39 protein-coding genes and 1 pseudogene are annotated in these 26,523 nt (G+C 59.0%); 37 read left to right on the top strand and 3 right to left on the bottom strand.

The window, feature by feature from the left end:
* From NG99_RS07320 to NG99_RS29160, 12 genes and pseudogenes are all read left to right on the top strand, one after another.
* The coding region (locus NG99_RS07320; RefSeq protein ID WP_034890216.1) for a DNA methyltransferase at positions 1 to 549 on the top strand (549 nt) is incomplete at its 5' end.
* Positions 550 to 567: 18 nt separating this feature from the next.
* Positions 568 to 789: a hypothetical protein gene (locus NG99_RS07315; RefSeq protein ID WP_034890214.1), complete on the top strand. Its 222-nt coding sequence runs from the start codon at positions 568 to 570 to the stop codon at positions 787 to 789.
* A gap of 355 nt (positions 790 to 1,144) precedes the next feature.
* Positions 1,145 to 1,576, top strand: a complete 432-nt coding sequence (locus tag NG99_RS07310; protein ID WP_034890212.1) for an antirestriction protein — start codon at positions 1,145 to 1,147, stop codon at positions 1,574 to 1,576.
* Between the two features lie 45 nt (positions 1,577 to 1,621).
* Positions 1,622 to 2,032, top strand: a complete 411-nt coding sequence (locus tag NG99_RS07305) for a DUF1380 family protein (RefSeq protein WP_034890210.1) — start codon at positions 1,622 to 1,624, stop codon at positions 2,030 to 2,032.
* A gap of 193 nt (positions 2,033 to 2,225) precedes the next feature.
* Positions 2,226 to 2,858 carry a hypothetical protein gene (locus NG99_RS29165; protein ID WP_157032582.1) on the top strand — a complete coding sequence of 211 codons (633 nt, stop codon included), beginning with the start codon at positions 2,226 to 2,228 and terminating at the stop codon, positions 2,856 to 2,858.
* Entirely contained in the window at positions 2,855 to 3,238 is a 384-nt protein-coding gene (locus NG99_RS07300; RefSeq protein WP_034890208.1) for a hypothetical protein, read from the top strand. The genes NG99_RS29165 and NG99_RS07300 overlap by 4 nt, the downstream gene beginning before the upstream one ends.
* Positions 3,239 to 3,340: 102 nt before the next feature.
* Positions 3,341 to 3,709: pseudogene (gene ssb / locus NG99_RS07295) on the top strand (single-stranded DNA-binding protein); the annotation flags it as partial.
* A gap of 296 nt (positions 3,710 to 4,005) precedes the next feature.
* Positions 4,006 to 4,446: a conjugation system SOS inhibitor PsiB family protein gene (locus NG99_RS27510; RefSeq protein ID WP_052130607.1), complete on the top strand. Its 441-nt coding sequence runs from the start codon at positions 4,006 to 4,008 to the stop codon at positions 4,444 to 4,446.
* A 78-nt stretch (positions 4,447 to 4,524) separates the two neighbouring features.
* Positions 4,525 to 4,797, top strand: a complete 273-nt coding sequence (locus tag NG99_RS07285; RefSeq protein WP_034890206.1) for an AbrB/MazE/SpoVT family DNA-binding domain-containing protein — start codon at positions 4,525 to 4,527, stop codon at positions 4,795 to 4,797.
* Positions 4,797 to 5,162: a type II toxin-antitoxin system PemK/MazF family toxin gene (locus NG99_RS07280; RefSeq protein ID WP_034890204.1), complete on the top strand. Its 366-nt coding sequence runs from the start codon at positions 4,797 to 4,799 to the stop codon at positions 5,160 to 5,162. Before NG99_RS07285 ends, NG99_RS07280 begins: the two co-directional genes overlap by 1 nt.
* Before the next feature lie 60 nt (positions 5,163 to 5,222).
* Entirely contained in the window at positions 5,223 to 5,351 is a 129-nt protein-coding gene (locus tag NG99_RS30195) for a hypothetical protein (protein ID WP_269745666.1), read from the top strand.
* An 85-nt stretch (positions 5,352 to 5,436) separates the two neighbouring features.
* Entirely contained in the window at positions 5,437 to 5,694 is a 258-nt protein-coding gene (locus tag NG99_RS29160) for a hypothetical protein (RefSeq protein ID WP_157032581.1), read from the top strand.
* 84 nt (positions 5,695 to 5,778) lie between these two features.
* On the opposite strand, the gene NG99_RS29155 is transcribed toward NG99_RS29160, so the two are convergent.
* Positions 5,779 to 5,919 (bottom strand): hypothetical protein, encoded by a 141-nt coding sequence (locus tag NG99_RS29155; RefSeq protein WP_157032580.1) that lies wholly within the window; start codon positions 5,917 to 5,919, stop codon positions 5,779 to 5,781.
* Positions 5,920 to 5,994: 75 nt separating this feature from the next.
* Here NG99_RS29155 and NG99_RS07275 point away from each other — a divergent pair, with 75 nt between their 5' ends.
* The 6 genes from NG99_RS07275 to NG99_RS07250 all read left to right on the top strand — a co-directional run bounded on the left by NG99_RS07275 (position 5,995) and on the right by NG99_RS07250 (position 8,252).
* Positions 5,995 to 6,378, top strand: coding sequence for a hypothetical protein (locus NG99_RS07275; protein ID WP_052130606.1), 384 nt, complete (start codon positions 5,995 to 5,997; stop codon positions 6,376 to 6,378).
* 60 nt (positions 6,379 to 6,438) lie between these two features.
* On the top strand, positions 6,439 to 6,738 hold the full coding sequence (locus tag NG99_RS07270) for a hypothetical protein (RefSeq protein ID WP_034890202.1): 300 nt from the start codon (positions 6,439 to 6,441) through the stop codon (positions 6,736 to 6,738).
* Positions 6,739 to 6,821: 83 nt separating this feature from the next.
* On the top strand, positions 6,822 to 6,971 hold the full coding sequence (locus tag NG99_RS07265) for a hypothetical protein (RefSeq protein ID WP_034890201.1): 150 nt from the start codon (positions 6,822 to 6,824) through the stop codon (positions 6,969 to 6,971).
* Positions 6,968 to 7,333 (top strand): DUF5983 family protein, encoded by a 366-nt coding sequence (locus NG99_RS07260; RefSeq protein WP_034890200.1) that lies wholly within the window; start codon positions 6,968 to 6,970, stop codon positions 7,331 to 7,333. Before NG99_RS07265 ends, NG99_RS07260 begins: the two co-directional genes overlap by 4 nt.
* Before the next feature lie 8 nt (positions 7,334 to 7,341).
* Positions 7,342 to 7,650: a hypothetical protein gene (locus tag NG99_RS07255; protein ID WP_034890198.1), complete on the top strand. Its 309-nt coding sequence runs from the start codon at positions 7,342 to 7,344 to the stop codon at positions 7,648 to 7,650.
* Positions 7,651 to 7,673: 23 nt separating this feature from the next.
* On the top strand, positions 7,674 to 8,252 hold the full coding sequence (locus tag NG99_RS07250) for an LPD29 domain-containing protein (protein WP_052130604.1): 579 nt from the start codon (positions 7,674 to 7,676) through the stop codon (positions 8,250 to 8,252).
* Between the two features lie 263 nt (positions 8,253 to 8,515).
* Here the strand turns inward: NG99_RS07250 and NG99_RS07245 are convergent, their stop codons facing one another.
* Positions 8,516 to 9,016, bottom strand: a complete 501-nt coding sequence (locus NG99_RS07245; RefSeq protein ID WP_034890196.1) for a lytic transglycosylase domain-containing protein — start codon at positions 9,014 to 9,016, stop codon at positions 8,516 to 8,518.
* Positions 9,017 to 9,447: 431 nt separating this feature from the next.
* Here NG99_RS07245 and NG99_RS28810 point away from each other — a divergent pair, with 431 nt between their 5' ends.
* Entirely contained in the window at positions 9,448 to 9,852 is a 405-nt protein-coding gene (locus NG99_RS28810; RefSeq protein ID WP_052130603.1) for a relaxosome protein TraM, read from the top strand.
* 88 nt (positions 9,853 to 9,940) lie between these two features.
* Here NG99_RS28810 and NG99_RS07235 read toward each other — a convergent pair whose 3' ends face one another.
* On the bottom strand, positions 9,941 to 11,056 hold the full coding sequence (locus tag NG99_RS07235) for a helix-turn-helix domain-containing protein (protein WP_157032579.1): 1,116 nt from the start codon (positions 11,054 to 11,056) through the stop codon (positions 9,941 to 9,943).
* Positions 11,057 to 11,579: 523 nt separating this feature from the next.
* Here NG99_RS07235 and NG99_RS07230 point away from each other — a divergent pair.
* The 18 genes from NG99_RS07230 to NG99_RS07145 are packed head-to-tail and all read left to right on the top strand — an operon-like array spanning position 11,580 to position 26,522.
* Entirely contained in the window at positions 11,580 to 11,909 is a 330-nt protein-coding gene (locus NG99_RS07230) for a type IV conjugative transfer system pilin TraA (protein WP_052130602.1), read from the top strand.
* Between the two features lie 14 nt (positions 11,910 to 11,923).
* Positions 11,924 to 12,220 (top strand): type IV conjugative transfer system protein TraL, encoded by a 297-nt coding sequence (gene traL / locus NG99_RS07225; RefSeq protein ID WP_034890192.1) that lies wholly within the window; start codon positions 11,924 to 11,926, stop codon positions 12,218 to 12,220.
* Positions 12,221 to 12,233: 13 nt separating this feature from the next.
* Positions 12,234 to 12,809 carry a TraE/TraK family type IV conjugative transfer system protein gene (locus NG99_RS07220; RefSeq protein ID WP_034890190.1) on the top strand — a complete coding sequence of 192 codons (576 nt, stop codon included), beginning with the start codon at positions 12,234 to 12,236 and terminating at the stop codon, positions 12,807 to 12,809.
* On the top strand, positions 12,799 to 13,530 hold the full coding sequence (locus tag NG99_RS27500; protein ID WP_052130601.1) for a TraK domain-containing protein: 732 nt from the start codon (positions 12,799 to 12,801) through the stop codon (positions 13,528 to 13,530). The genes NG99_RS07220 and NG99_RS27500 overlap by 11 nt, the downstream gene beginning before the upstream one ends.
* Positions 13,520 to 14,842, top strand: a complete 1,323-nt coding sequence (locus tag NG99_RS27495) for a TrbI/VirB10 family protein (RefSeq protein ID WP_052130600.1) — start codon at positions 13,520 to 13,522, stop codon at positions 14,840 to 14,842. The genes NG99_RS27500 and NG99_RS27495 overlap by 11 nt, the downstream gene beginning before the upstream one ends.
* Positions 14,843 to 14,895: 53 nt before the next feature.
* Positions 14,896 to 15,450: a TraV family lipoprotein gene (locus NG99_RS07205; protein ID WP_157032578.1), complete on the top strand. Its 555-nt coding sequence runs from the start codon at positions 14,896 to 14,898 to the stop codon at positions 15,448 to 15,450.
* A 9-nt stretch (positions 15,451 to 15,459) separates the two neighbouring features.
* On the top strand, positions 15,460 to 15,843 hold the full coding sequence (locus tag NG99_RS07200; RefSeq protein ID WP_052130599.1) for a hypothetical protein: 384 nt from the start codon (positions 15,460 to 15,462) through the stop codon (positions 15,841 to 15,843).
* Entirely contained in the window at positions 15,840 to 18,446 is a 2,607-nt protein-coding gene (gene traC / locus NG99_RS07195) for a type IV secretion system protein TraC (RefSeq protein WP_052130598.1), read from the top strand. Before NG99_RS07200 ends, traC begins: the two co-directional genes overlap by 4 nt.
* Positions 18,443 to 18,811: a type-F conjugative transfer system protein TrbI gene (gene trbI / locus NG99_RS07190; protein WP_052130597.1), complete on the top strand. Its 369-nt coding sequence runs from the start codon at positions 18,443 to 18,445 to the stop codon at positions 18,809 to 18,811. Before traC ends, trbI begins: the two co-directional genes overlap by 4 nt.
* Before the next feature lie 37 nt (positions 18,812 to 18,848).
* Positions 18,849 to 19,052 (top strand): hypothetical protein, encoded by a 204-nt coding sequence (locus NG99_RS07185; protein WP_034890186.1) that lies wholly within the window; start codon positions 18,849 to 18,851, stop codon positions 19,050 to 19,052.
* Positions 19,049 to 19,678: a type-F conjugative transfer system protein TraW gene (gene traW, locus NG99_RS07180; RefSeq protein WP_034890183.1), complete on the top strand. Its 630-nt coding sequence runs from the start codon at positions 19,049 to 19,051 to the stop codon at positions 19,676 to 19,678. Before NG99_RS07185 ends, traW begins: the two co-directional genes overlap by 4 nt.
* Positions 19,679 to 19,702: 24 nt before the next feature.
* Positions 19,703 to 20,557 (top strand): DsbA family protein, encoded by an 855-nt coding sequence (locus NG99_RS07175; protein ID WP_232298221.1) that lies wholly within the window; start codon positions 19,703 to 19,705, stop codon positions 20,555 to 20,557.
* A 1-nt stretch (position 20,558) separates the two neighbouring features.
* Positions 20,559 to 21,545 carry a conjugal transfer pilus assembly protein TraU gene (gene traU / locus NG99_RS07170; RefSeq protein WP_034890180.1) on the top strand — a complete coding sequence of 329 codons (987 nt, stop codon included), beginning with the start codon at positions 20,559 to 20,561 and terminating at the stop codon, positions 21,543 to 21,545.
* Entirely contained in the window at positions 21,515 to 21,970 is a 456-nt protein-coding gene (gene trbC, locus NG99_RS07165) for a type-F conjugative transfer system pilin assembly protein TrbC (RefSeq protein WP_232298219.1), read from the top strand. The genes traU and trbC overlap by 31 nt, the downstream gene beginning before the upstream one ends.
* A 16-nt stretch (positions 21,971 to 21,986) precedes the next feature.
* A complete protein-coding gene (locus NG99_RS07160) occupies positions 21,987 to 23,828 on the top strand; it encodes a conjugal transfer protein TraN (protein ID WP_052130596.1) in 1,842 nt (613 codons plus the stop codon).
* Between the two features lies 1 nt (position 23,829).
* Entirely contained in the window at positions 23,830 to 24,606 is a 777-nt protein-coding gene (traF, locus tag NG99_RS07155; protein WP_034890178.1) for a type-F conjugative transfer system pilin assembly protein TraF, read from the top strand.
* A 3-nt stretch (positions 24,607 to 24,609) separates the two neighbouring features.
* Positions 24,610 to 25,155 carry a type-F conjugative transfer system pilin assembly thiol-disulfide isomerase TrbB gene (gene trbB / locus NG99_RS07150; RefSeq protein WP_034890175.1) on the top strand — a complete coding sequence of 182 codons (546 nt, stop codon included), beginning with the start codon at positions 24,610 to 24,612 and terminating at the stop codon, positions 25,153 to 25,155.
* Entirely contained in the window at positions 25,155 to 26,522 is a 1,368-nt protein-coding gene (locus tag NG99_RS07145) for a conjugal transfer protein TraH (protein ID WP_052130594.1), read from the top strand. Before trbB ends, NG99_RS07145 begins: the two co-directional genes overlap by 1 nt.
* Position 26,523 lies beyond the last annotated feature (1 nt).

Genomic DNA, 26,523 nt, shown 5'->3' with positions numbered 1-26,523 from the left:
GGCTTTACCGACCGTTCCGGTCGCACCATCGCCAACGATAAAAATGGCGACTGGCTGGCACCCGCAAGCCGCGAGATGTACCGCGTGCTGAAAGATAACAGCCTGATGGTCAGCTTTTACGGCTGGAACCGGGTTGACCTGTTTATGCAGGCGTGGAAGGCAGCCGGGTTCCGCGTGGTGGGTCATCTGGTGTTTACCAAACCTTATGCCTCGAAATCCGCCTTCGTCGGCTACCAGCACGAAAGCGCCTACGTGCTCGCCAAAGGGCGCCCGCCGCTGCCGCAGAAACCGCTGCCGGACGTGATGCCCTGGGAGTACACCGGCAACCGTCACCATCCGACGGAAAAGCCGGTCAGCATCCTGCGGCCGCTGATTGAAAGCTTCACGCAGCCCGGCGCCATCGTCATGGACCCATTCGCTGGCAGCGGCTCCACCTGCGTGGCGGCGGAGCAGACCGGGCGCCGGTGGATTGGCATCGAGATGCTTGAGCAGTACCACGCGGCAGGCCAGCGCCGTCTGGCAGAAGCCCGCATGGCCCGCGTGGCATAACCGGCAGGAGATAACGTCATGAATTACACCGGAAATGAAGAACTCAGGGCAGACGTGGCCGCGCTGGCAGCGGCTTTCTTTGAACTGCGTCAGCAGATGCGCGGGCTTGAAGCCCGCTACTTTTACGGGTGCTCCGACCTTACCGCGCGGCTGGCCGGACAGATAATAAGCCAGATGAATGAGCAGCTACTGGTGCTGTATAAACAGGCGAATGAAATGGAACACGCATTTAAGGACTGAAAGCAGACGGGCCGGTGAGCTGGCCCGCTTTTGCCGTGACGGTATAAGGATGTCGCGTCGCTCCACTGTCTGCCCGGCCGCCACCCTGCGGGCCGCGTCCTTCCGGGAATTTACCTCTGCCCGCACCGGCGTTGTGAGGGCTTACGCCGTGCCCGAACCTTAGCCGGGCCGCTGCGATCGCAAGAGTACGCAAGCCACCTGGTCACCCGTTCGCAGCTTTTACGGGCATTCAGCCCGCAAAAACTTTGCGCTGCGGCTTCCGGCGGTGCTCTGGCGCTCTCCGCTTTTCGCCCGTCTCTGGTGTGGTCACGGCGCAAGCCCGCGCCGCATCACATTTAACCACGGAGAGGCTGCCATGCAGACCACCACAGTACATCCTGACGCGTATGAAGTTTCACCCGCAGAGCGCCCGCGCTTTCTGCCCCGCTTATTCTCCACGGATTATCTGCGTGCCGAAATCAGCGCGTACGTGTATGCCGGGAAATACCTCACTGATTACAGCGGCGGTGAATGGGCGTTTATGCGCCTGGCGGGAACGGGCGGCTACATGGTGCCGCCAGCGGGAACGTGGCGCTTCGAAAATCCTGATAACGGGGCGGTGGCGGACGTATCCGCCGACGCGGCAGGCATCATCATCACCGCGCTGGTGCTCAATCACCGCAGCCACCTTTATGCGCGGCATGACCAGGAGGCGCTTTGCGCGCATTTCACCCTGCGCTGGCGCCAGCTGATGGACTTTGCTGAAACGCACCCCGAAGCCACCGCGATATTTCGCGCACTTGACTGACAACCACGGGGCGGCGGTGGCCGCCCACATTAGCGGAGAGAAACCATGTACGGAACGATTAACGAATTATGCGCGCAGCTGTTGCAGAACTGGCGGGCGGACGAACGGCTTACCCTGATTGTCTGGTCTGAGGCGGCCGTCAGGGATTATGCAGAGGGGTACAACCTGACGGGAACGGAGGCGGCTGACGTTGTGCGCCAGATTAATGACCTGGACGACGTGCATGAGTACGGCGTGAGCATGACAACCATACAGGCACTCGTCAGCAGCCAGCGTGAGGAGGTCAGGGCGCAGCGTGAAGTGACCGTCCCGGCTGAGGTGCTCAGCCGCGTCGTCACGCTGGCGGGGGAGTTTCTGCGCCGTACCGACACAGAAAGCGGGGAGGGGGCCGCTGAACGTCTCTACCCGGCCACGCGGGAGGCGATACAGCAGATAAGAAGGACGCTGGAAGATTAACCGTGCGGGCAGGGAAGCCCTTTATCTGGTCGTGGTTAATTGTTCGTAATATGACCATTTTATGATACCCGCGTTTCAGTTGAATTATTCCAGACACATGAGCCACTTATTAACAGAATTCCGGCCTGCATATCCCCAGCGCTTGTGGATAACTCCGGCACCGGCGTAAAACCCTGCCGCCTGCGGCGGCGGTGTGCCTTCCGGCCGCGCCTGCGGCGCCACCCGCCGGGCACACCTTCAGCACGGTTTATCAGGTGAATATCTGAACCGGTCACCGTTATTTACTGTGGTACTGATGATGTTGATTCTTTTTCCTGTGGTGGATACAGACAGGCTTTCTCCTGGTGCGGGCGTCATCCCTGCGGGACACGGCTGTCGTGCTTCGCACAGAGCCAGCGGGCTGTCTCTGCCCGGCCCCTCCGGTCCTGCGGCCCTGCGGGAGCAGCGGGCTTCCATCCTGACGCAACACCTGCGCTTGCTGCGGCCGTTCCGGGCGCGCCGCTTTCACCACACCGGCGGTAAGGCTGCCGGTGCTCTCATGGCGTCCCCCCGTTCCGGTGGTCCGGGTGTGTTCATTCTCTTTCCGGGGGCGGTGGTCATCTCTCATCAGTCCTTACGCGGAGGGCTGTTCGTCGCACCGTCTGCCATCTGCCCGCAAGGGTACGCTTCGCCGTTCCTCGCCCGTTCGCACTCGCTCTGCTCGCTTGCGCTGCGGCCTCCGGTGACGCCCCTGCGTTCATCTGTCATCCGTCGCAACTTCGCCCTTCGCCGCGAAAGGTCCCGACGAGAGATAAACATAACCACCGACAGGGGAGATACAGCATGAGCACACACAACGTCAACGTCAAAACCGCCGCTCAGGAACCCTCGGAAAGATATGGGCTTAAGGGCTTCAGCCCGGTGATGGCTGCCGGTCTGACGCAGCAGATTTCCCTGCGTGAGCAGCGGTTGCCTCTGGAAGAGCGTGCAGAGCTGCTGTGCGGTGTCCTGGTTGGGATGGCGGAGCAGGTGTGCGCCAGCGTGACTGACTGGTCACAGCCCCGTCCGCTACTGGCGCTGGCTTACGTCAGTGCCTGGGTGGCTGCCGGTCAGTACGTGCGGTCGGCGTTCGGTGACCTGGGTGAAGGTGCCTGGGACTACGCGGTACGTTATCTGGCCGTGCAGCTGGCTGCCGGGTACGCCATGTTCAGCGCGGACGTGGCCTGAAAATAACGATTACCGGTTCTCCGCCATACGGCGGGGACCATATCAGCGGACAGGGTTCTCACTGTAATGCCCCGTCCGTCAACGCAGAGAGGAGTATGCATCATGGCAGCACGTGGAGTGAATAAAGTGATTATCGTGGGTTACCTGGGCCAGGAGCCTGAAGTCCGTTACCTGCCCAATGGCGGCGCGGTGGCAACCCTGAGCGTTGCGACGTCTGAAAGCTGGACCGACAAAAGCACTGGTGAAATGAAGGAAAAAACCGAATGGCACCGGGTGGTGGTGTTCGGGAAGCTGGCCGAAATCGCCGGGGAGCACCTGAAAAAAGGGTCTCAGGTTTACCTGGAGGGGCAGTTGCAGACCCGTAAATGGGATGATGACAACGGTGTGGCGCATTACGTGACCGAAATCGTGATTAACCGCAGCGGCACGATGCAGATGCTGGGCGGACGTCGCGAGGGTGACAGGCCTTCCTGAGCAAAAAAAAATGCACCGTCCCGCCCCGGTGTTGGTGGTTCAGAGACGGTGCAGCCACAGCTTAATCAGGCCGGAAAGTTCAGAGAAGTGCCGTAACCTGGCGACAGGACGGCGGGCATAACGGCGGGTGTTGGGGTACCACTATGCCGGGCAGTGAGAATACCCCGGATGTGTGCAGAGGTAAATACCGGATATTTCTGGATATACTGGACGTCAGATGATGGCGTAACTGCCCCGGCAACGGGACATTAGCTGACAACGGAGGGGCTGCCGCAGGGTATGCCGGAGACTGTATGGGAAATGATGAGGTGTTCACGCTGGAGGGCTTTCTGCGTCTCAGCGCCGCTGAGTTTGACGAGTACCGCGACCGGGGCGATGAGTTCCGCCAGCGGCTGAACAGCACCACGGTGCGTTTACTGGCCATTCCTGACGTGTGGAATGCCGACTGTGAGTTTCGCCAGGAGTGGGGCGGCCAGTGGCCGGTGCATCTGCGGCTGACGCATCCGCTGTGTGCGTGGCTGACGGTAGAGATAATCAGCCCCGGCGGTGAGGCGCTGTGCTGGCAGCTGCGCCTGTGCGATCCGGATGGTCATTGCGTGGTGATGTATTCACAGGACGTTTTCCGCCCGGATCTGCTGCGCGGCCTGCTGGCGCGTATTGACACTTACGCGCAGGCGGGCCTGACCCGTCCGGCCGAAATTCAGGCGGCGATGCGACTTTCCGGTTCTGCCTGAAGCGATGCTGTAACTGGAGTTGCACTTTGTGTTACCTGTGTTATTGTTGTGTGACTTAGTTACACTTACGGAGGGGTTATGGCCTCAACACGATTACGTCAGCAGGGTGGTGCGGTCATTCTGACCATACCGAGTGAAATTGCGGCAAAGGCCGGATGGGCCGTGGGGATCGAACTGGATGTGACGGCCGAGGGCGAGGCGGTCAGCATCAGGCCGTCCGGCCGCGTGGCGCGTGGAAGAAAAACGCTCTCTCAGCTGCTGGCCGGGATTGATGAAACGGAAATCCGGGCATTTAATGCGGCCGTTGCCGACGGTGCCGGAGATACGCCGCAGGGCAGGGAGGCCATCTGATGGTGACGCGGAGGGTACCGCAAAAAGGCGAGATCTGGCACATCAACGGTGATCCTGTCGAGGGCCGGGAGTTCAGAGGGCCGCACTACTATCTGGTCATTTCCCCGCGTGAGCTTGTGGCTGCCCTGGGGACTGCCGTCTGCATCCCGGTCACCAGTGGCGGTGCGGCCGCCCGTTCAAGGGCAGTGACGGTATATCTGGACGGTGACAGTACCGATACGGGAAATGTCACCGGGGTGGCACTGTGCTACCAGTTGCGCTCTCTCGATCTCAGCGCCCGCAGGGCAACCTATGCGGCAAAAGTAGAGCCTCACATCATGGATGAGATACTGTCTGTCGTGGTGGATTTGATAGATCCGCGCTGAATGTGACACAGAGTCTGATCAATACCCTTAACTGGCCGGTCACTGATAACGAAGTCAGTCATGAAAAGTAAAGAATTTCCCGGTCTCTCCGTCGTTATCCTCCTGGCGCTGGCGGCAGGGGCTGTTGTGGGGCGTCATTATGGCGCCACAATTGCAGATATCTTCAGCCAGGAGCTGACCGGCCGGTAACCCCGCGTGCCGTTCCGGCACCGGATACAGGCAGCGCTGACGCGCTGCTTTTTTCCGTCCGCGTGCTGTGCCTTTTCCGGGGCTGATGCCACATGTTGTTATTCCTTCTTCCCTGACGTTTCTTTCTCTTACTGCTTTCCTTACTGAACCTTTCCGCTGTCCTGGTGCGGGCGTCATCCCTGCGGGACACGGCTGTCGTGCTTCGCACAGAGCCAGCGGGCTGTCTCTGCCCGGCCCCTCCGGCCCTGCGGCCCTGCGGGAGCAGCGGGCTTCCATCCTGACGCAACACCTGACGCTTGCTGCGGCCGTACCGGCCGCGCCGCTTTCACCACACCGGCGGTAAGGCTGCCGGTGCTCTCATGTCGTCCCCCCGTTCCGGTGGTCCGGGTGTGTTCATTCTCTTTCCGGGTACGGTGGCCATCTCTCATCAGTCCTTACGCGGAGGGCTGTTCGTCGCACCGTCTGCCATCTGCCCGCAAGGGTCCGCTTCGCCGTTCCTCGCCCGTTCGCACTCGCTCTGCTCGCTTGCGCTGCGGCCTCCGGTGACGCCCCTGCGTTCATCTGTCATCCGTTGCCACTTCGCCCTTCGCCGCGAAAGGTCCCGACGAGAGATAAACATAACCACCGACAGGGGAGATACAGCATGAACACACACAACGTCAACGTCAAAACCGCCGCTCAGGAACCCTCGGAAAGATATGGGCTTAAGGACTCCAGCCCGGTGATGGCTGACAGTCTGGCGCAGCTGATTTACCTGCGTGAGCAGCGGATGCCTCTGGATGACCGGGCGGAGCTGCTGGCGGGCACGCTGTGCAACCTGGCAGAGGCGCTGTGCGCAACGGTCACTGACTGGTCATTGTCCCGTCCGCAGCTGCCGCTGGCCGCTGTCAGTGCCTGGGTGGCCGCCGGTGAGTTTGTGCTGGCGAATTTTGGTGACCTGGGCGAGGCAGCCTGGGATTACGCGGTGCGTCACCTGCGCGTGCAGCTGGCTGCCGGGCACGCGATGTTCACCGCAGACGTGGCCTGAATCAAAACACGGTCTGTCCGGTATGGCCGGGCAGTCCCTCAACCAGCAGGAGAAAACAGTATGCAGACACACGACGTCAACACCAGCGGGCTGACCGGCGGCCAGTTTTCTGACCTGTGCGCCCACATCCGGGAACACGGGAAATATACCGGCTGGGCGGGCATTGACTGGCAGGAGCTGAGCCATCTGAACGAAATCCGCGAGCCGGGTGACCTGCCTGAGCCGCTGACGGTTTACATGGCCGACGGCTGGCCGGTGGCGGTGTTTCAGTTTGATACCGGCTACACGGTTATCCCGGCGGCGCTGGCTGATGTCCGGGCCAGGCTCGCCACGTCAGGGGAGGGGAAACAGCAGGCGTAAAAAAGCCGGGCATACGCCCGGCTTCTTCACCGGTCAGTCCGCTGAAAGAGCTGACCGTTTTCATAACCACACGGAGGAAGTATATGAAAAATGACCCGGAAATCCTCGCACACGCGAAAGCCTTTGTAAATGGCCTTAAGGCCGGAAAAAACGCGCACGTTCCGGCGCTGCGCTTCGCCCAGTGGCAGCAGTTCATGACTGCCGTCCGTTGCCAGAAGGAACTTGCCGCATGAAAAACACGCTGAAAAAACCACAGCACGGGATGACTGAAGCTGGTGATCGCGGGCCGGAAATCGTCCGCTGTATGCTGCTGAGTGCATCACATATGACCTTTGAAGATGACGCCGTGCTGACCATGCTCACCAATCTGGAAGGGCCGGAGGAGGAGGACTGGTGCTGGATATACGAGACGGCCGCCGGTTTTATTTTCCGCCTGAATGCCTGCCCTGATGCCTGCGAACGGCTGGAGGAAAACGGGTTGTCTGCCGCACTGTGCCACCTGCTGGAGACGGTGGCGCGGGATTATGACGTGCAGCATATCCAGTTTGAAATCGGCGCAGCGGTGCTGCCCGGCTGGCCTGTATACGAATGGTAGGGGCGATCATGGAACTCACCGGAAGGACAACAATGCAGGAGGCCGCCGGGGAACCGGCGGTAACCGGACGGGGCGTGCTGACGGTGCTGGAGACCCACACGTCACGCGGCCGGGGCATTCATTTCTGCAATCATCCGCTGCTGACCGGCAGTAATTACAACCTGTGGTTTCCACTGGCGCCGGAAGAGGATGTATTTACCACGATCGAGCGCATCCTGGTAATGAACGGCGTGGCTGTTAACCTGACGCGGATAAGCCCGCTGCTGAGCTGTACGGAATACACCGACTGGCTGGTTACGTTCAACCGGTTGCAGTGAAACTGACTGAGAGGATCATCATCATGCACATGCATAACCCGTATGAGTCCCGTCCGGCGGCAGACAATAAGGACGCAGAGGTGACGGTATACCGGGCAGAAACAGACTACCTGAAAGCCGCCCCGGAATATAAACATCTGTCACAGGAAAAAAACGGCGCGGTTCAGGTTGCCGTTAATATCCGCCGGGAATTAAAAAAGGCTTTCCCCGGCGTTAAATTTTCCGTGACAACGCGCAGCTGCGACTGCGTTAACATTAAGTGGACGGACGGGGTGACGGAAGAACGGGTAAAAGCTATAACAGATAAATACCGCGACAGTTATTTTGACAGTATGCAGGATCTGGCCGTTTCCTGCCGCTCCCGGTTTAATGAAATTTATGGCGGGGTGGGGTACGTTTTCACTAAGCGCGAATACAGCGGGCGACTGAAAGAAAAAGCCAATGTCATTTTTATGCAGAAATACGGTCATGCGTTTACGGGGGAAGAAAAAACGCCGGAGATGCTGAAACGTGGCGAACTGTGGAAAGAGGGGCACTATTTTCACCGCAACGGTTTTGCGGTGCAGACGGAAATAAATAAAATTCTTTATCAGACTGAATGATAACCGGGGCCATACGGCCCCTTTTTTTATGCCGCGCTGTTATCCGTTTCCGGCATCGAACCGGTAACGGATAACCTGGTTGAACCTGAGTCGGACGGGTTGCCTGGTGTTTTTAATTTAACAACGGAAATAAAACATATGATAAATTACCGGGTGGTTATTATATTTGTGGTGATTAAAATTATTTTCATGGCACCGGACTGAAAAATTAATGTGCCGACAACGGGCGGGGCGTTCTCTTTACTCAACCTGATAATACACAGTCACTCTCCGATCGCCGTCCTCGGTATGCTGCCCGCTTTGATCCGTTTGTAATGGCTGTCGATGAGCATGGCGTATTTATGACGGTTCGCGATAGTTTCCTTTCTGTTTTTTACCCCTGCGTTGTACATCCCCACCGCCAGCCATGATGCGCCATATTGATTCATATTACGGCGCAGCACCATCGCTCCCACAAAAATATTCAGACACGGATCGTCCAGCAGCTTCTGTGTGGTCAGTCCGGGGTATTCTCGCCGGAATCCGTTCACGGTCATACTATTAATCTGCATGACGCCGTAATCGGTACTGGTGATTTTTCCGTTCCCGTCCCGGTTACTGTTTATGGCGCCAGGGTTATAACGGGATTCCTGCCAGGCGATGGCGCGAAGATAATCCGGGTCAATCTGATACCAGACCCCGGCACGGTAAAAACAGTCCGCCATCACAATCGGTGAAAAGATGCCTGATGCCAGCAGGGCGGCAACGCAGAAAAATATCCGCATAGGGGCCTCGGTTTTGAAAAGGGCGTGCAGAGATTATACCAGGAAAATAAAATTAAGACGAAATAAAACCACACCACTCGCAAAAGTTTTTTTGCAGATTTTTCCGTTTTTAAACAGTGATATGATTAAAAATCGTATGAAATTTAATCAATTTAATGGTTGCCACGGGGAGGCTTTAAAGTTGCCACAAGGTTGCTTTACGGCAACCATAAGGCATGTTGTTATTTATCAATTAGATATGTAATTTATCACAAGGAGTGGGCGTTATGGTTGCCATGCAGGGGCTTGCGGGATGCCATAAAGTTGCTTTAAGGTTGCCTGATGGGGGCCATGTGGTGGCCAGTAGTTGGCGGTTTTTCTGCCAGGTATCTCTCAGCATCAGAGGTCTGACCATGTACCAGTTTCACCTTTAAACCCGAAGGAAATATCCGATGAGCAATTTTGAAGATTCAACAAAAAGAAACCGTATCTATCTGACCGTTCCTTACTCTTTGCTGGAGAAGGTGGACTTTCATTTAGAAAAGAAGCTTGAGGATGGTGAATCCCGCGAAACGGCTAACCGGTCAGCATTCGTCCTTGAAATGTTCAAGCTCGGGCTTCGCGTATATGAAAACAAGATTAATAAAGATGCCAGCGAAAAAACACTCGACCAGAAGCTGGAGCTGATCGCCAAAAATGTCATCATCAATGGATTCATTACCGAGGCCATTTTTGCTATTCAGAAGGAAACTGTTGACACTGAAAAAGTAATTAAAAACGAACAATTCCTTGATCCTGAATGGATAAGAGCGGTAGAGGAGAGAGTTGCGGGTAAACTCAAAGAGTATTTTAAATAAACTGTTTTTACGTCACCAGGAGAGGTCGGTTATTTTCTGCCTTCCTCTCCGTGCTGTTTTTGTTCTGACTGTTATCGTTTTTTAAACGCTATGGCTTCTTCTTTTTTGGTTGCGGATTGTTTTCACCGATCTTGTCGGTAATATTACGTATCGCCTCAACTTCGCGATCCTTAAATTTCTTTATATACCGCCTCAACGTCAGTGCATTAATACCGTACTGCTCTGCGATCTTTTTACGGGTGATGCCTTCGAACAGCACGGCCTTGACTGCCCGGTCCTGATCGTGTTTGTTCAGTCTGTTACGGTTGTCATATTTCACTCTTTTACTGACGACCTCATCACTGTTCCGGTATTTTTTCCACACTTCCTTGACGTAATCCACGCTGACATTCAGGAGGCTGGCTGTTTCGGCAAGGGTCTTTCCTGCGACTCTTAGCTTAACGACTTTTTCCTGATACTCCTGTGGATAAACTTTGTGATTCTCATCCGGGCCAATATATTTAATCAGCGTGGCGCCGGTTATTTCATAGGCCCAGCAGATAACTTTACGCGTCACGCCATCCTTCAGCGCCTGACGGATATGCGCGACATCATCTTCCGTGAGCTTTTTATTGCGGTATTCTTCTGACAGCGTTATACCTTCTTTCTTTGCCACGTTCCTGACCGCGTTATATATCTGCCAGCGGCTGACGTTACAGAGTTTTTCTATTTCGTCCACGGTCCGGCGGGGTTTGGCGAAATACAGGTCCGCAATCATTTTCCAGCGCTGATAACGCAGATCCATCGCGGATATGCCTTTTATCCGCTTGATGGTCTGGTAAACGTAAGCCTCTGAGCAGTTCACCTCATCTTTAATTTCCTGCACCGTTTTCCCTTCGTAGAATTTCTGCATCAGCAGGTAATCATCCACTTTCTTTTTACGCGTGCTGACCTTACGGACTTTCCTTTCTTTTTTCTCCGGTGGAGGCGGAACAATCGGCGGCATCAGGTGGGGAAGGGGCCGTTCCGGGGTATTTTCAGACGGTGGGATCATGTCTCCACCCGTCAGGCTTTTTGTCAGAGCGGCGGCTTCCCGGGCGAACGGGACAGTCCTTACCATTGGGCTGAAGAAGTCCGCCCGGATACCGATATACACATCCGGGTCGGTGGCGCCGGAGGACAGATCGATGTGGACCATCGTGCGGCGAAAATACTCTGCGGCCATCTCACCGCCCGGGCGGTTTTCCATAAAATAAATGAAAGGAAGTGGTACCACTTTACAGACGTTCCAGGTCACTCCGTCATGCTTTACCTCAAACCAGCCGGGGGTCCGGTGGTAACGGAGCAGCGCATAAATGAGAATGGAATATAAGCATTCCTCATCTTTTTTTTGAAAAAACGTGGCGGTAATCCGGACTTTTCCGGCGGTGTGCACAAATAACTCAGCCCGACTAAGCATTAATTCCCCTTATATATCAATCTATTAATTATTCTTCTGTGTTGTTTCGTTTAATCGATCAATTTCATCGATCTATAAGATCGATTTAACTAATTTGATGTTCCAAAAAAAAGGGCGTAAATCTTCCCTGTTTCGTAAAGAAACCGCTCAGAACTGTAATTAATCATTCACGAAAACGCGGGAGGGCGACATCACAACATTCCTGAAATGAGAGATGAACACACCGGAAACGTCCGGCGCATTAAGAAAAAACTGACGTTAACTATAACCCCTTTCTGAGGATCTGAATATGAAAGGCAAGGCTCTGTTGTTTATGAAGGACTGTCGCAAGGCAGGGGCGGTAGCGTGGGAGAAGGTGAAGGAAAAGGCCTTAATGCTGACGGTTGCAATGCTCAGCGTACCGGCGTTGTCAGCCCACGCAGAAGACCTGTTTTCTGGTGGAAAAACAACGATTAACGATACGTTCGGCGGCTCAAGTACAATTGTGTGGGTGCTTTATTTGCTTGAGATCCTGATGGCCGTCTTCACCTACGTGAAAACTAAAAATCTCATTATGTTTGGCGGGATTGCAGCGGTCATGGTCTTCATCAATATCGCGTTCAGCATTATCCCATCTTAACTGAAAGGTGCCTGATGGACAAACGTAACCGGTATCAGTACGCGGCTACGTTTTCCGGACAGAGGCGCTTTGTGGGGCTGCCACCGGACGAGTTCTGTATCTACGTACCGCTCGCGCTGATGGCAATATTCATGAACCTGTGGATATTCGGCCCCACGCTTCTTATCGCCATTGTCGGAATTCGTCACCTCAAAAAAGGCCGTGGTTCTCAGTACCTTCTCAATCTCGCTTACTGGTGTCTGCCCACCTCCGTGATGCGCTTTTTCATCAACGCGCTGCCGGAGAGCTACAAGCGGCACTGGGTCTCCTGACCACTGAGGTCCTATGGAATACAGACTGCGTACGGCGGGCAACCGCAACATGGCCATCGCCCTTATGGTGCTGCTGGTCATGGTTATCCTCGCGCTTGGCCTGTGCTGGCGCATGTACAGCGACAACCGTGCGCTGATGGCACGGCTCGTGAATAACCGCGAAACCATCCTTATCCCGTATGGCGCAGACACGCCGTTCAGCTTCACCGGTCAGCGGGGCGATGCCCGCTACCTGCGCCTGATGGCGCTGAGCTGGCTGAACCTGCGCCTCAACATCAACAGTGAAAACGCCGCCGACAGCCATGAAATGCTGCTGGCGTCCGCCTGTGACGGCGCGGAGAAAACCCTGAAGCCGGTGCTGGCGGAGGAGAAGGCCCGCGTCACCACCAACGACGGCGGCTCGGTGTTCTACCCGAAAGACTTCCGGGTGTGGGCCGGGTCGGGGGTGGTCGACATCACCGGCCAGCTCTCCCTGACCTACGGCATGCACACCGCCGCCCCGGTGCCGAAGCACTACCGCATCCGCACCGATATCCGTAACGACCGGCTCTGCTGGAGCGCTTTCCTGGAGGTTCCTGATGCGCAGTAAACGTCTCCTTACCGGCACGCTGCTGCTGTTATCCGCGCTGCCCGCCCTGGCCCAGCAGCTGACGCTCAACCCGGGCGCCCGTGTGGTGCTTGCGGTCAGTAACACCGACCCCAACGCCATCCGCGTGAACGATGACCGGATTGTTGCCGTGCAGGCCACGCAGGGCGTGCTGACGGCAAAATCGCCGACGCCGGACGGCGGGGTGCTGTTCTCCACCGTCTCACAGAAGCCCTTCACCCTGTTCGTGCAGACCGCCTCGGGCTACAGCTTCTCAGCGCAGGCGACGCCGGGTAAACGTCCGGGCCTGACGCTGACCGTCGATAACCCGGCCATCCGGGGAACGGAGGAGGCGGCCAGGTGGGAGCAGACCCAGACCGGCTACAGCGGACTGGTCAGCACTCTCGTGAGCCGCTTTGTCAACAACCGGCTGCCCGCCGGTTACGTGTACACGAAGAACACGGCGATGCCGGTCAGCGACAGCGTGCTGCAGTCGTTCTCCCTGCGGCCGGTCAGCGCCTGGCAGGGCCGGAGCGTGCGCATCGTGCGCACCGATATCACCGGCATCACCTCACAGCGCATCAAACTCAGCGAGCGCTACTTCTGGTCACCCGGCGTCATGGCGGTGGCCTTCCATCCCCGTCTGGACGTGCTGGAGCCGGGCGGGCGCGTGTCGGTCATCGTGCTCTACCGCACGAAGGGGGAGGTGAGCGATGAACATTAACCGGCTGATTCAGGGTAAGCAGCGCCGCCTGCTGGCCATCATCGCCGGGGTGTTCATCCTGGTGGTGGGGGCGCTTTACTTCCTTAACCACCGGGCCAGCGCCCCGAAAGAAAAGCCTGCCGGTGACGCCGCGACGGCTGAGCCGGACCTGACCGGCGGCTCCGTGGCCAACACCTTCGACGGGGCAGGGCAGAACTCGGTGTTGCTCGATGCCCAGCTCAGGGAGAAGCAGGCAAAGGAGGGGCTGGAGAGCATGAAGAAGCAGTTCGGCTCGCTGGAAGAGCAGATGAAGCAGATGGCGCAGAATAACCAGACGCTCACGCAGCTGGTGACCAGCCTGCAGGCGAAGCTGGACAAACAGCCCCCGGCCGGGGCGCAGACGGCAGCGCCGGGCGCCACTCCGGCGGGCGTGCGTACGGAATATCGCGTGGGGCCGCCGCCGGTGGTGCCGGGTCAGATAGACAACGCGCTGCTGGACACCGACCAGTGGAAGCCGCCGGTGAAGGACACCTCGTTCTGGATACCGACCGGCACCTTCTCGGATGCCATCACCATCGAGGGCGCCGACGCCAACGCGTCTGTCAGGGGGGAGAACAACCTGGTGCCGATGCAGTTCAAGCTGAAAGGTCAGGCGCACCTGCCCGGCAACCAGAAGCTCGGCCGACTGGATAACTGCTTTGTCACCGCTGCCGCCTACGGCGATATCTCCAGTGAACGCGCCATCGTCCAGCTGCAGCGCCTCTCCTGCATCATTGACGGTAAGCACATTGACCAGGCGGTGAAGGGACACGTCGCCTTCTACGGCAAAAACGGCATTAAGGGCGTGCCGGTGATGCGTAACGGCAAAATCCTCGGGCTGGCCTTTACCGCCGGTGCCCTGGGTGGCCTCGGTAACTCAGTCTCTCAGGTTGGCCAGACCGCCGTCGGCGTCGGTGCCACCGCCAGCGTCAGCGGCGGCGATGTGGCCCGTGGCGCCATCGGCGGCGGGGTGAGTAAGGCGGCCGACAAGCTGGCGGATTACTACATCGAACGCGCCGAGCAGTATCACCCCATCATCCCGATCGGTGCCGCCAACCGCGTGGAGGTGGTGTTTATTGAGGGCTTTAAGGCGGAGTTCGTGGAAGACAAAGCTGCTGCAGAGCTGGCGAAGAAAGCCACCACGAAGGTGGCCGACACAACCACCCAGGCCGCCGGTAACAGCGGGCTGCCGCCGGAGCTGGTCGGCAAGCTTGGCGATGCACAGACCCTACAGATGGATGACTTTGTCACCCCGGGCAGGCAGGCTCCGCAGCAACCGAAGGGGGCGCAGTGAACAGCGCCTGCTCCACAACATCTGACTCATTCATCATCAAACTGGAGAACACCATGACTGATGCACGCAGCGTTATCGTCTGTCTGCTGGCGCTGGTACTGACCGGCTGCGCGGGCATGAACGGCGACTTTGAGTTCGACAAACCGGCGAAAGACTCCGGCATCTGGATGTCGCAGGCCGACGATATGTCTGCCGGTGCCAGCCGCAACGCCCCCGCAGGGGCAGCGGCCACGGCCGTCGCCGGAGGGATATCCCTGGAGCAGTACCGGCTGATGGACACCGGTGATATCCGGCTCGACGTGCAGCCGGTGATTTCCGGCCAGCCGGTGTCTGTTGCCTCACCGGCGCCCATCGTCCTGCGCACCGACGGAACGTCAGGCGTGCGGCCGTTCACGCAGGTGAATAACCAGCGTTACGTCAGCCGCGATGCGCCCGCCACCTGTAACGCCCTGCACTGCTGGCCGGAGCCGTCCTCCGCGTTCCGCAAGCCTGACGGCGTTGAGCGTATCTGGATAGCCCCTTACGTCTCCCCCGACAACAACGCCCACATGGGTGAGGTGATTTACACCGTCTCCGGTCCGTCGGACTGGAACGGCATCGTGATGTAAGGAACACGCATGCGTAAAGTCCGAAAAAAAATGAACCCGCCGGGCATGCCTGAGCAGGTGCCGGTCAGCAAACTGATCGCTGAAGATGTCCTTAACGACGTAAAAAATGAACGCCGTCGTCAGATGACAACCGCCGGACACACGCCAGCCGGTGACGACAGATACCGTCATGGGGTGCTGGCCAATGCTGGCGCAGCGTATGCCCTTCAGGCTGCTAACCCACACAATAATACGGTGCCTGCTGCCTGGCCGTGGCGTCATGACCTGTTCCGGTCCACGACACCCCGTCGTGATCTGATCAAAGCCGCGGCCCTTATCCTGGCCGAAATAGAGCGTATCGACCGCATGACCCTGTGCAGGGTGCCCGACACCGACGAGGACGCCACTGAATGAAAATACCCAAGTTTCATTTTGACCCGCTCAGCGTGGTGAACACCGTCACCGATATCCTGGGCGAGCGCGACACCACCGCCGAGACCCGCGAAAAGCTGGAGCAGCTGGACTTTCCCCACATCCGTGACCTGCTGCCGTTCGCCGACTATGACAGTGAGTCGCAGATCTGGGTCAACCGCAGTTCCCTCGGCTTCGTACTTGAATCCCAGCCGCTGATTGGCGCCAACGAGCAGCTGGCCGAAAGCCTGGAAACGCTGGCCCGGGACACCGTACCGCGTGGCACCCCGCTGCAGGTAATGCTGGTCTCCAGCAGCGCCATAAAAGACCAGGTGCAGTATGGCCTGAAGGATTTTTCCTGGCAGGGCCACCGGGCGGAGGAGTGTAACGACATCACCACCCGCTTTTACCTGAACGGCGCCAGAAATACCTTCAGTAACGGGATGGGCCACCCGCTGACGCTACGCGACTACCGGCTGTTCTTTATCTGGTCGCAGCCGGTGAAAAACGTCAGTGAAACGGACTTTATCCGGGTGCGCGACGTGCGGCGCAACCTGATTAACGCGCTGGTCTCCGCCGATATCTTCACCCGGGCCATCGGGGTGGATGAGTTCAGCGGCATCATGCGCGGGCTGATTAACCACGACACGCAGCGACTGGACGGCTACGGCGTCCCCTACGATCCGGGTGCTGACCTGAACACTCAGTTCGTGGACAGATCAACGTCCTGGCGGATCAAACCGTCCCATATCCGGATTAAAGGCACTGACCCGCAGGAAAAGCCGTTTGTCACCCGCATGGTGAACCTGAACCTTGAAAAAAATCCCGAAGAGCACTACCTGTGGCAGAACGGTGACCTGATCGCCGACCTGATGTCGCCGACAAAAGGCATTCCCTGTCCGTTCATCTTCTCGATGGTGCTGAACACCGAAAAGCAGGAAAAAAGTATCGGGGAGGCCAACAGCCGTTTTCTGGCGCTGGATTCACGGGTTAACACCAGTTACGCCAAGTTCATCCCCTCCATCGTGCGTGAGCACGCGGAGTGGAAGGATGCCCGCACGCGCCTGCTGGCAAACCAGACCTCCATGAGCAGTTACTTCTACGGCATCATGCTGTTCTGTCCGGACGACGACGATCTCACCTCCCGCTACACGGAGGCGACTCGCAACAGCTTTGCCTCGCAGGGGCTGCGCTTTGTTGTGCGTGCCGACTTTATGCAGATCCGTAACCTGCTGGCGACCCTGCCGTTTGCAATGTCCAGTAAGAAGCTGTGGGGCGACTGCAAAAAGACCGGCGCCATCCAGCGGGCCGAAACCTTTAATGCGGTCAACCTGCTGCCGGTTATCGGCGATAACAAGCTGTGCGCCTCGGGCATCCTTATCCCGAGCTTCCGCAACCAGATAGCCTTTATTGACGTGTTTGACCCGAACCTGCCCAACACTAACTTTAACTGGTTTATGTCGGGCACCTCGGGCGCCGGGAAATCGGTACTGGCACAGTCCATCGCCCGCTCGGTACTGGACACGGGCGGGCTGGTGTCGATTCAGGATATCGGCGACAGCTACAAGGCGTTCTGCAGCAGTATGGGCGGCACCTACATCAACGGCGAGACGCTGCGCTTTAACCCCTTTGCCAACGTCACGGATATCAGCCAGGCCGCCGAGCGCATCCGCGATCAGCTGTGCATTCTGGCCAGCCCCAACGGCCTGCTGGATGAGGTGCATGAGTCGCTTATCCTGGAGTCAATCACCGAGTCCTGGCCGCAGTACCAGCAGGACATGCGTATCGATCACGTCATTGAGTACCTGAAGAAACGCCAGAATGACGTCACCCGCCAGTACTCCGCGCAGATCGGCGGGCGCATTGAGGAAATCACCACGCTGCTGGCCAAGTTCTCCACGAAGGGGGTGTACGGACACTACTTCAATTCCTCGGAGCCGACGCTGCGTCCGGACCTGCAGTTTGTGGTGACGGAGCTGGGCGACATGCGCAAGCAGCGCGACCTGCTGGCGGCCATCCTGTTCACCATCATGATCTGGAACGAGAACATGATGTACAGCACCTCGCGTGCGCAGAAGAAGCTCAACATCATTGATGAAGGCTGGAAGCTGCTCGGCGGCTCCAGCGAGAAAATCAAAGACTTCATTGAGGAGGGCTACCGCACCGTGCGCCGTCACGGCGGCTCCTACGGCACGGTGACCCAGGGTATCCGCGACAAGAACCTCTCCACGGCGGCGCTGGCGGCCTACTCCAATTCCTCCTTCAAATTCACCTGTATGCAGGATGCGAAGGACTTCACCGACTTTGAGCGGGAGGAGCCGCAGGCGTTCAGCGAGATGGAGTGGGCGATGATCCGCAAGTTCCCCGAAGCCAAGAAAGCGCTCTACAGCGCCTTTCTGGTCAGCGTCGGGCAGTACTCCAGCTTTCACCGGCTGCTGCTCGACCCGCTGAGCGACGGGCTGTTCTCGTCAAAAGGGGAAGACTTCATGTACCGGGAAAAGCGCCTGAAGGAAGGGGCGGATATCAAGGACATCATCTTTGAAATGGCTCAGAACGACCCGCACAAGCGGGACATCCTTAACGTGCTGCGGGGAATGCCACTGTGAAAACGCTCAGCCCATTAGTCACCATCCTGCTGTCTGTCCTTATCTCGCTGGTCTGCTGCTGTGCCGCCTGGTTTTACCTGCTGCGCCCGCCGGTGCTGGTGACTTTCGACATGAAGGGCACGGTCAACGCCTTTATCCGCCAGAGCGCGAAGCTGGAGCTGGACGACGCGCAGCGGCGTCAGCTGCTCACCCGCTTTGACCGCAACATGAATGCCGTCACCCTGGAATACGCACAGCAGCATCACGCCAGCATTCTGGTCAGTGCTGCCGCCGTCAGGGGCGTGCCGGACGTGACGGCGGACATCCGCACGCGGCTGGCCAGCGCCATGCAGGAAAAAACCGCCCCGGCCGCAAAGGCGCCGTAACGCGGCCCGGTCACAGGAACCCACAGGAGACACCGCGATGAAAACAACCCTCAGTCCTGAACTGCAGGCGTGGCGCATGGCGCAGATACGCTACCGCGCCCTGATGGTGAAATACCGCCGCCTGTGCCGCCGCCCGGAGGTGCCGGTGACCGCCATCGTTGCCTGCATGACGGCAACAGAGCAGGCAAAGGCGACCTGCCAGCGGCTTAAACGCCCGGTGGTAAATAAGGATACAGCATGAAGACGATGCTCACCGCGCTGCTGCTGGCCGCCGCGCTTCCGGCGACCGCCGCGAACCTCGGTACCTATGGCGACACCTGGGGGATTGCCGAGCACGACCTTATTGGCGTGATGAAAAACAACCTGCAGCAGCACTTCGCCGGGCAGTCCCCGGAGGCGGTGCAGCAGGAGATGCAGAAGCGGGCGGAGGAGGACGCGCTGCGGCCACCGCCGGTGGAAGGGCTGGTCACCGCGAAAGAGACGCACACCCGGCTGTTTGACCCGACCTTCACGGTGACAAAAGACCTGGCCGACCAGAACGGCACGGTGTTCGCCCGTAAAGGCCAGCAGGTGAACCCCTTCGACATTATCCCGGTGTTTGACGAGACGCTGTACTTCATTGACGGAGACGACGAACGCCAGATTGCCTGGATGAAAGCGCAGCAGACCACCACCGCCGTACGCAAGGTCATCCTGGTGAACGGCAACGTGCGCGACAGCGCCGGAGCGCTGGGCGAACAGATGTTCTTTGACCAGACCGGCACGCTGGTACGCAAGTTCGGCATTAAACAGATCCCGGCGCGGGTGACTCAGGCGCCCGGGAAGAAACTTTTCAGCATCACTGAATACGGTCTGCCAGACCGTTAATCCCTCAGCTACGGAGAATAACCTGTGAATCCAAAAATTATCGTCGCATCCCTCGCCGCCGCCGTGATCGTCGGGGTGAGCGTGGTGAGTCTGTATACCCCATCCGCCATCAGCCTGTCGGGCGCCGCAGAAACCACCCCGCCGGTAAAAACGGCTGACAGCACGTTCACCCCTGCCCAGCAGGATGCCATCGGCAAAATCGCGGCGGATTATCTGCGCTCCCACCCTGAGTTGCTGATTGAGATGAGCCAGAAGCTGCAGGCGCAGGCGCAGCAGAAACAGGCCACGCAGTCGGTGCAGGCGGCGCTGTCACAGCAGGCTCAGCTGCTCGGTGACCCCGACAGCCCGGTACTGAACCCGCAGGGCGACGTCGCGGTGGTGCAGTTCTTTGACTACCAGTGCGTGTACTGCTCCCGCACCGCGCCAGCGGTTGAGGCGCTTATCCGGGCTAATCCGGGTGTCCGCGTGGTCTGGAAGGAGTGGCCCATCTTTGGCGGCAAGTGGCCACTGTCCGCCACGGCTGCGCAGACCGGGGTGGGAGTGTGGAAGCTGGGCGGTGCTGAAGCCTACCACCGCTACCATGCCGCGCTGTACGCCACCGGGCATATTGAGGGTGAGCTGACGGCGGCCGATATTGACGCGGCCGTGAAGCAGTCCGGCACCACGGCCACGGCAGAGGGTGGTTCCGCCACCGCTGCCCTTGACCGTAACAACGCGCTGGCGAAGGCACTGGGTATTCAGGGTACCCCCGCTTTTGTGGTGATGCCGGTGACCGGCGCCAGTGCAGATAACGTCTCGGTCATTCCCGGCGCGGTGAGCCAGGCAGCGCTGCAGGCGGCGGTGGATAAAGCCCGCGCATCCGCGAAGCAGGGCGGCTGAGATGCGTACGGTCATTGTTCTGCTGATGGCACTCGGCCTGAGCCTGTCAGCCCGGGCGGCCGACCCGACCTGTGACGGCCGGTGGATGAACCCCATCACCGACGTCTGCTGGGACTGCCTGTTTCCGATGAGCATCGGCAGCGTGCAGGTCTCACAGGGCAGCCTGCCGGATACGGAGAACCCGTCTTCACCCATCCAGTTCTGCCCGGCACCGCCGCCCATATTTGAGCGTCCCGGGATAGCGATTGGCTTCTGGGAGCCGTTTGCGATGACCGATGTCACCCGGGCGCCGGGCTGCATGGTGAACATGGGGGGCTTTTCCATCAGCATCCCGCACACCGGCACCGGCGCCGGGACCAAAACCGCCAACGAGCACCCGGGCACGTTCTACCACGTTCACTGGTACAAGTACCCGCTCATCAGCTGGCTGAACATCATCACCTCGGAGATGTGCATGCAGGGCGGGGAGTACGACATCGGCTACCTCTCGGAGCTGGACCCGATGTGGAAGGACGACAACCTGTCGCTGTTCATTAACCCGGAGGTGATGCTGTTTGCCAACCCGGTGGCGCAGATGGCCTGTGCGGCCGATGCGGTGACCTCCGCCGTCGGTAAGCCGCTCGATGCGCTGTTCTGGTGTGCCGGGTCGCACGGCTCGATGTATCCGTTTACGGGCAACATCGTTAACGAGTCCAGCGGGCTGAACAGCTCGGCGCTGCTCAGTGAGCGAATGGATTTCAAGCTGCACCGCGAGGGTCTCATTCTGGACTCGGTCGGGGTCAACACCGCCGTCTGCTACGAATATCCCACCGCCATCATGCCGAAAAGCCGCTACCGCTATCAGATGGTGAACACCATCCCGGACGTGGCGGCCTGCCACCCCTTCGGACGTAACGTCATGCTCTGGCAGACCGGTAAAGAGATGCCGGTGTCCAGAAAAAACTACGGGTACCTGATATGGAAAAAACGCAACTGCGTGGTGCTGTGATGCTGGCGGCCCTGCTGACCTTTCCTGCTGCTCAGGCAGCGGAACCGTCCGGCCCGTCACAGGTCGGTGAAACGCAGAACGAGATGGCTTACTTCCTCTCGTCCTCCATTCCGGAGAAAGAGCTGGCCCTCCTGATAAAAGGCGCTGAAGCCCGTGACATTCCGGTCTACTTCCGGGGGCTGGTCGGCGACAGCATGGAGCAGACCGCGCGGTACATGATGCACCTGGTCACCACGTATCACGTTAAAGGCGTGCAGGTTGACCCGGTGCGCTTTGAGAAGTACGGCGTGAAGCAGGTGCCTGCACTGGTTCGAAAGTGCGGCAGTCAGTCCGACATCCTCTACGGCAACCTCTCCTTTAACGATGCCCTGCGCATCATGGACACGCAGGGCGACTGCGCGAAGGCTGCTGCCGTCAGACCTTAACCCACCGAGGTGGATAATGAAATTTTCCCTCTGCGCCGCCCTGATGGCGGCCCTGTTCGCCTGCGCCGTGCAGGCCTCATCAATGGATGACGCCAATAAGGAAGGCGTGGATGCCGCGAAGGCGGCCAGCGGTATCACCAGTGCCGATCCGAACGGCTACTTCGATAACTACAGCGCGGATGCGCCGCAGAAGGATTACTACAAGGGCGGCACGCAGACCGACACCAGCATCGATGTGGCGGGGCAGGCCGAACTCAGCACCTCTGACCTCGGCAAAACCGCCCAGGAGTCGTATGTGAATAACCCGGTGGACAGCATCAGCTATGACTCCGACATGATAAAGCACAGCGATGACCTGCGCGGCAACGCGGAAGCGATAGCGGGCGGCACCACCGGGCAGTGCGTGGAGCAGGAGGTGTCGAAAACCACGTACACCATCCACAGCTGCGTGATGGGCAACACCCTGATGCAGACCTGCTCGCGTAAGGCGACGATTGAAACCACCGGCTCGCGGGAAACCTACGACACCCAGCTGGTGCTGAATGCCGGAAGCACCACCGGGCAGCGCACCGACGGTTACTGGGTGCAGATGAACCTCACCGTGCCGCAGGACGGCACTATCAGCAGCGGCACCTGGGAGTTCCTTTACCCCAAATCACCGAGCTATCACGGTGACCGGACAACGTACACCCTGGAGGTGCTCGGGCAGAGCATGACCGTGAAGCTCAATAACTCCGGCACCTTTTCCATCACGCCGCAGCGCGTCACGGCGGGCCAGGTCATCACCTTCCGCATCCGTACCAACACGGACGGTCACAACGATGAGGCGGCCGACACGCTGCGCGACAATCTGGCCAGCGGCACCTTTGTTGCCCGCATCACCCTGCCGATGCAGGCCGAACGCGACACGCTGAAGGCGGCGATTGTCTGGACCAGCAGCTGCCCGGCTGACATGGGGGATGCGGTGAAGCTCAGCGACAGCTGCACCGACCCCGGCGGCAACCGCACGGTGACGGTCAGCGGCAAAACCTTCACGCTCTACAGCGACTGCTGGGAATACACGCAGAAGTGGATGGTGAACGAAGACGACACCAACACCTGCCAGACCTATATCGGTGACCCCAACTGCAGCGAAGGCACCCGCACCTGCACGCAGAAAAGCGGTGACTACTGCATCCTGCAGAGCCTGACGTACCAGTGCGCCCACACGGTAAAAAGCACCGGCTACGTCTGCGGCAGCGAGTTTTACTGCTCTGACGGCAGCTGCGCGGCGATGGAAGCCGGACAGAACCAGAACTTTGAGGAAGCGGTCTCGCAGCTGGCTGCCCTTGCCGCCGCCGGGAAGGATTTTGCCGGGATGGACCCGGACAAGGTCACCGCGTTCACCGGCAAAGCGATGGCGTGCCGCAAGAGCGCCGCCGGGTTCAGCAACTGCTGCAAGAGCGGCGGCTGGGGACAGGATACCGGGCTGGCGCACTGCAATACGGAAGAAAAGGAAATCGGCACGGCCAAAGAGAAGCTGCTCACGGTGAAGGTTGGTTCGTACTGCGCGAAGAAGGTGCTCGGCGTCTGTCTGGAGAAGAAAGAGGGCTACTGCGTGTTTGACAGCAAGCTCGCCCGCATCGTCCAGGAGCAGGGCCGCCGCGACCAGCTGGGTATCAGCTTTGGCTCCGGCGAAAGCCCTGACTGCCGGGGGATAAAAATCGCGGAGCTGCAGGGCATCAGGTTCGACGCTATCGACTTCAGCGATTTCTATGCCGACCTCAACAGCCAGGTGGCCCTCCCGGACCAGGATGCGCTGACAAAGCGCATTCAGGAGAGCATCAACAGTAACCTCAGCGCAAACGGAGGCGGCTGATATGCGATTACAAAAACAGCTCTGTCTGCTCCTGTTATCCGTCCTGCTGCCCCTGCACGCAGAGGAGAAAAAGCCGGACGGGTACAACTATGACCCGGCGGTGGGCTGGTACTGGTACAACGAGCCGGTGAAAAAGGACGACCCTGCGTCGCAGGTGCCTCCGTCCTCACCGGCGCCGGAAAGCCCGACCGCCCGGATGAAGCGCCTGCAGGCGTTCCGCGACAACGTGATGAATGAGGCGATGCTCAACCCCACGCCCGCCAACATCCGCCGCTACAAAATCGTCCAGGACTGGATGGTGAACCAGGCCAGCCAGTTCGCGGCCAACTGGGAGCGGGTGCTGCTGGAGAATCCGGACCTCGACTACAACCTGCAGCACTCCTATTACAACGGCACCGCCAACATCCAGTACACGCAGCAGCGGCAGAAGCAGCAGCAGGCCATCCGCTACGTTAACCAGCACTACGGGGTGTTCTTCTTCTACCGGGGCAGTGAACCGCTGGACAACCGCCTCGGCGCCATCGTGAAGGAGTTCAGCCAGCAGTATGACCTGCCGGTGGTGGCCATCTCGGTTGACGGCCGTATCAGCGCCGACCTGCCTGACAGCCGTCCGGATGCGGGGCAGGCGGCAAAAATGAACATCACCCACTTCCCGGCCATCTTCCTGGTGGAGCCGCTGAAGAAACAGTACAAGCCGCTGAGCTACGGCTTTATCACCCAGGATGACCTGGCCCGCAGGATGCTCAACGTTGTGACCAACTTTAAACCGGAGGACTGACCCGTGTTCAGAAACTTACTTGTGGTACTGATGATGCTGGCCCCGGGTCTGACGGTGGCCGGAACGATTGATGACATTGCCCGGCTGGAACAGGGCAAGGGCGAGGATACCGCGCAGGTGCAGACGCCTGCCGTGACGCCGGTGACGAAACCGGCGGCGCCCACAGCGCCGGTCTGGTTTCACCTGCAGGACGGCCGCAGTATCGATGTCCGCCAGTGGCAGATAGTCCACTTCGTGCGCTCCGACTGCCCGTACTGCCACCGCTTTAACCCGGTGCTGAAGGCCGTAGCCGGTCAGGCCGGAATAAAGGTCTTCGTCTACAGCTTTGACGGGGCGGGTGATGCGGTGTTCCCTGACGTGGCGCCGGTCAATGACGGCATCCTCAAAGACTTCTTTGCCGAGCTGCCGCAGGCCACGCCCACCGACTTTATTGTCAACACGCAGTCGCTGGTCACCATTCCCCTGTCACAGGGTGAGATGAGTGAGGAGGCGCTGAAGCAGCGGCTGGATGAGTCCTTCACGCTGGCCGTCCGGCTGGGGGTGCTGTGATGAAGATTATGCTCCTGAGCGCCATGACCGGCGCGGGCCTGCTGCTGTGCTCTGCCGCGTCTGTGGCGGACGTCCACAGCGACCTCAACAAGTTCTTTGACCAGATGGGCGGCGGCGGTGGCAATTACACCCAGGCGGCAGCCTGGCAGGGCCAGTCAGCCGGGTACCTCACCGGCGGCAACCTGTTTATCCGCACCCCGGTGCGCAATATCCAGCTGATATCCGTGACCCTGCCCGACATCAAATCCGGCTGTGGCGGCATCGATGCCTACCTTGGCTCGTTCAGCTTCATCAACAGCGACAGCATCAAAATCATGGGCAAACAGATACTGAGTAACGCCGCCGGTTATGCCTTCGACCTCGGGCTGGAGACCATCTGCCCGCAGTGCAAGGCGGTGAAGGATTACCTGCAGAAGCTCGCCTCCGACACCAACAACATGAACATCTCCACCTGCCAGGCGGCGCAGTCCATCGTGGGCGGCCTGTGGCCTAAAAGCCAGGTGGCCAGCGCCAAAATCTGCCAGGACCTCGGCACGTCGCACGACGTGTTCTCTGACTGGGCGGCGTCCCGTCAGGGCTGCGGCGTCGGCGGGGAAAACGACAACGTCTACAACAAGGCTAACGACCAGGAGAAACAGCGTATTCCGCGCAACCGTAACCTCACCTGGGACACGTTCACGAAGCTCAACCAGTTCTTCAGCAACGACCGGGCGCTGAAGGAGTTCATCATGTCGATGGTTGGTACCGTCATCTATGACGGCCAGGGCAACCCGACGTTCCTGTCCCCGCGCGGCGGCAGCGAGGCGATGTTCAACACCCTGCTGAACGGCGGGACCGAGAAAATCTACCGCTGCAACGATAACGACACCTGCCTGAAACCGGCCATCTCGGAGTTCACCTTCACGGAGGATGAGGCGATGACCGGCCGGGTGCGGGAGATGCTCAACGACATCTTCCAGAAAAGCACCACCGACGCGGCGCTGACCAGTGACGAGAAGGCGCTGATATCCAGCACCCGCGTGCAGCTGCTGCGCTACACCATCGACTCCGCCTCGGTTGGTCTTGACCAGAGCGTGGTCAGCAGCCTCGCGGAATACGTCGCGGCCGACATGGTGATGTCCTACATCAACGGGCTGATTGACGTGGCGCAGACCGGGGCGGCCGGAACGCTCGATACCGAGGAAGAGAACAAACATTTTCGCGAGAACCTGCGTCAGGTACGCAACGAACTGAGCCAGCGGGTGGGGCGGATTCAGGTGCAGCAGAACGGCCTGGGTGAGTTTGAGCGCAACCTCTCGCAGCTCCGTCAGCAGCTGTCCACGGACGTGTCTGACACCATGATGTCCAACTATGACTTCGGAGGCTGAC

The sequence above is a fragment of the Erwinia typographi genome, from assembly GCF_000773975.1.
GTDB classification, from domain to species: Bacteria; Pseudomonadota; Gammaproteobacteria; order Enterobacterales; family Enterobacteriaceae; genus Erwinia; species Erwinia typographi.
This window is presented reverse-complemented; position numbering and strand designations above follow the sequence as displayed.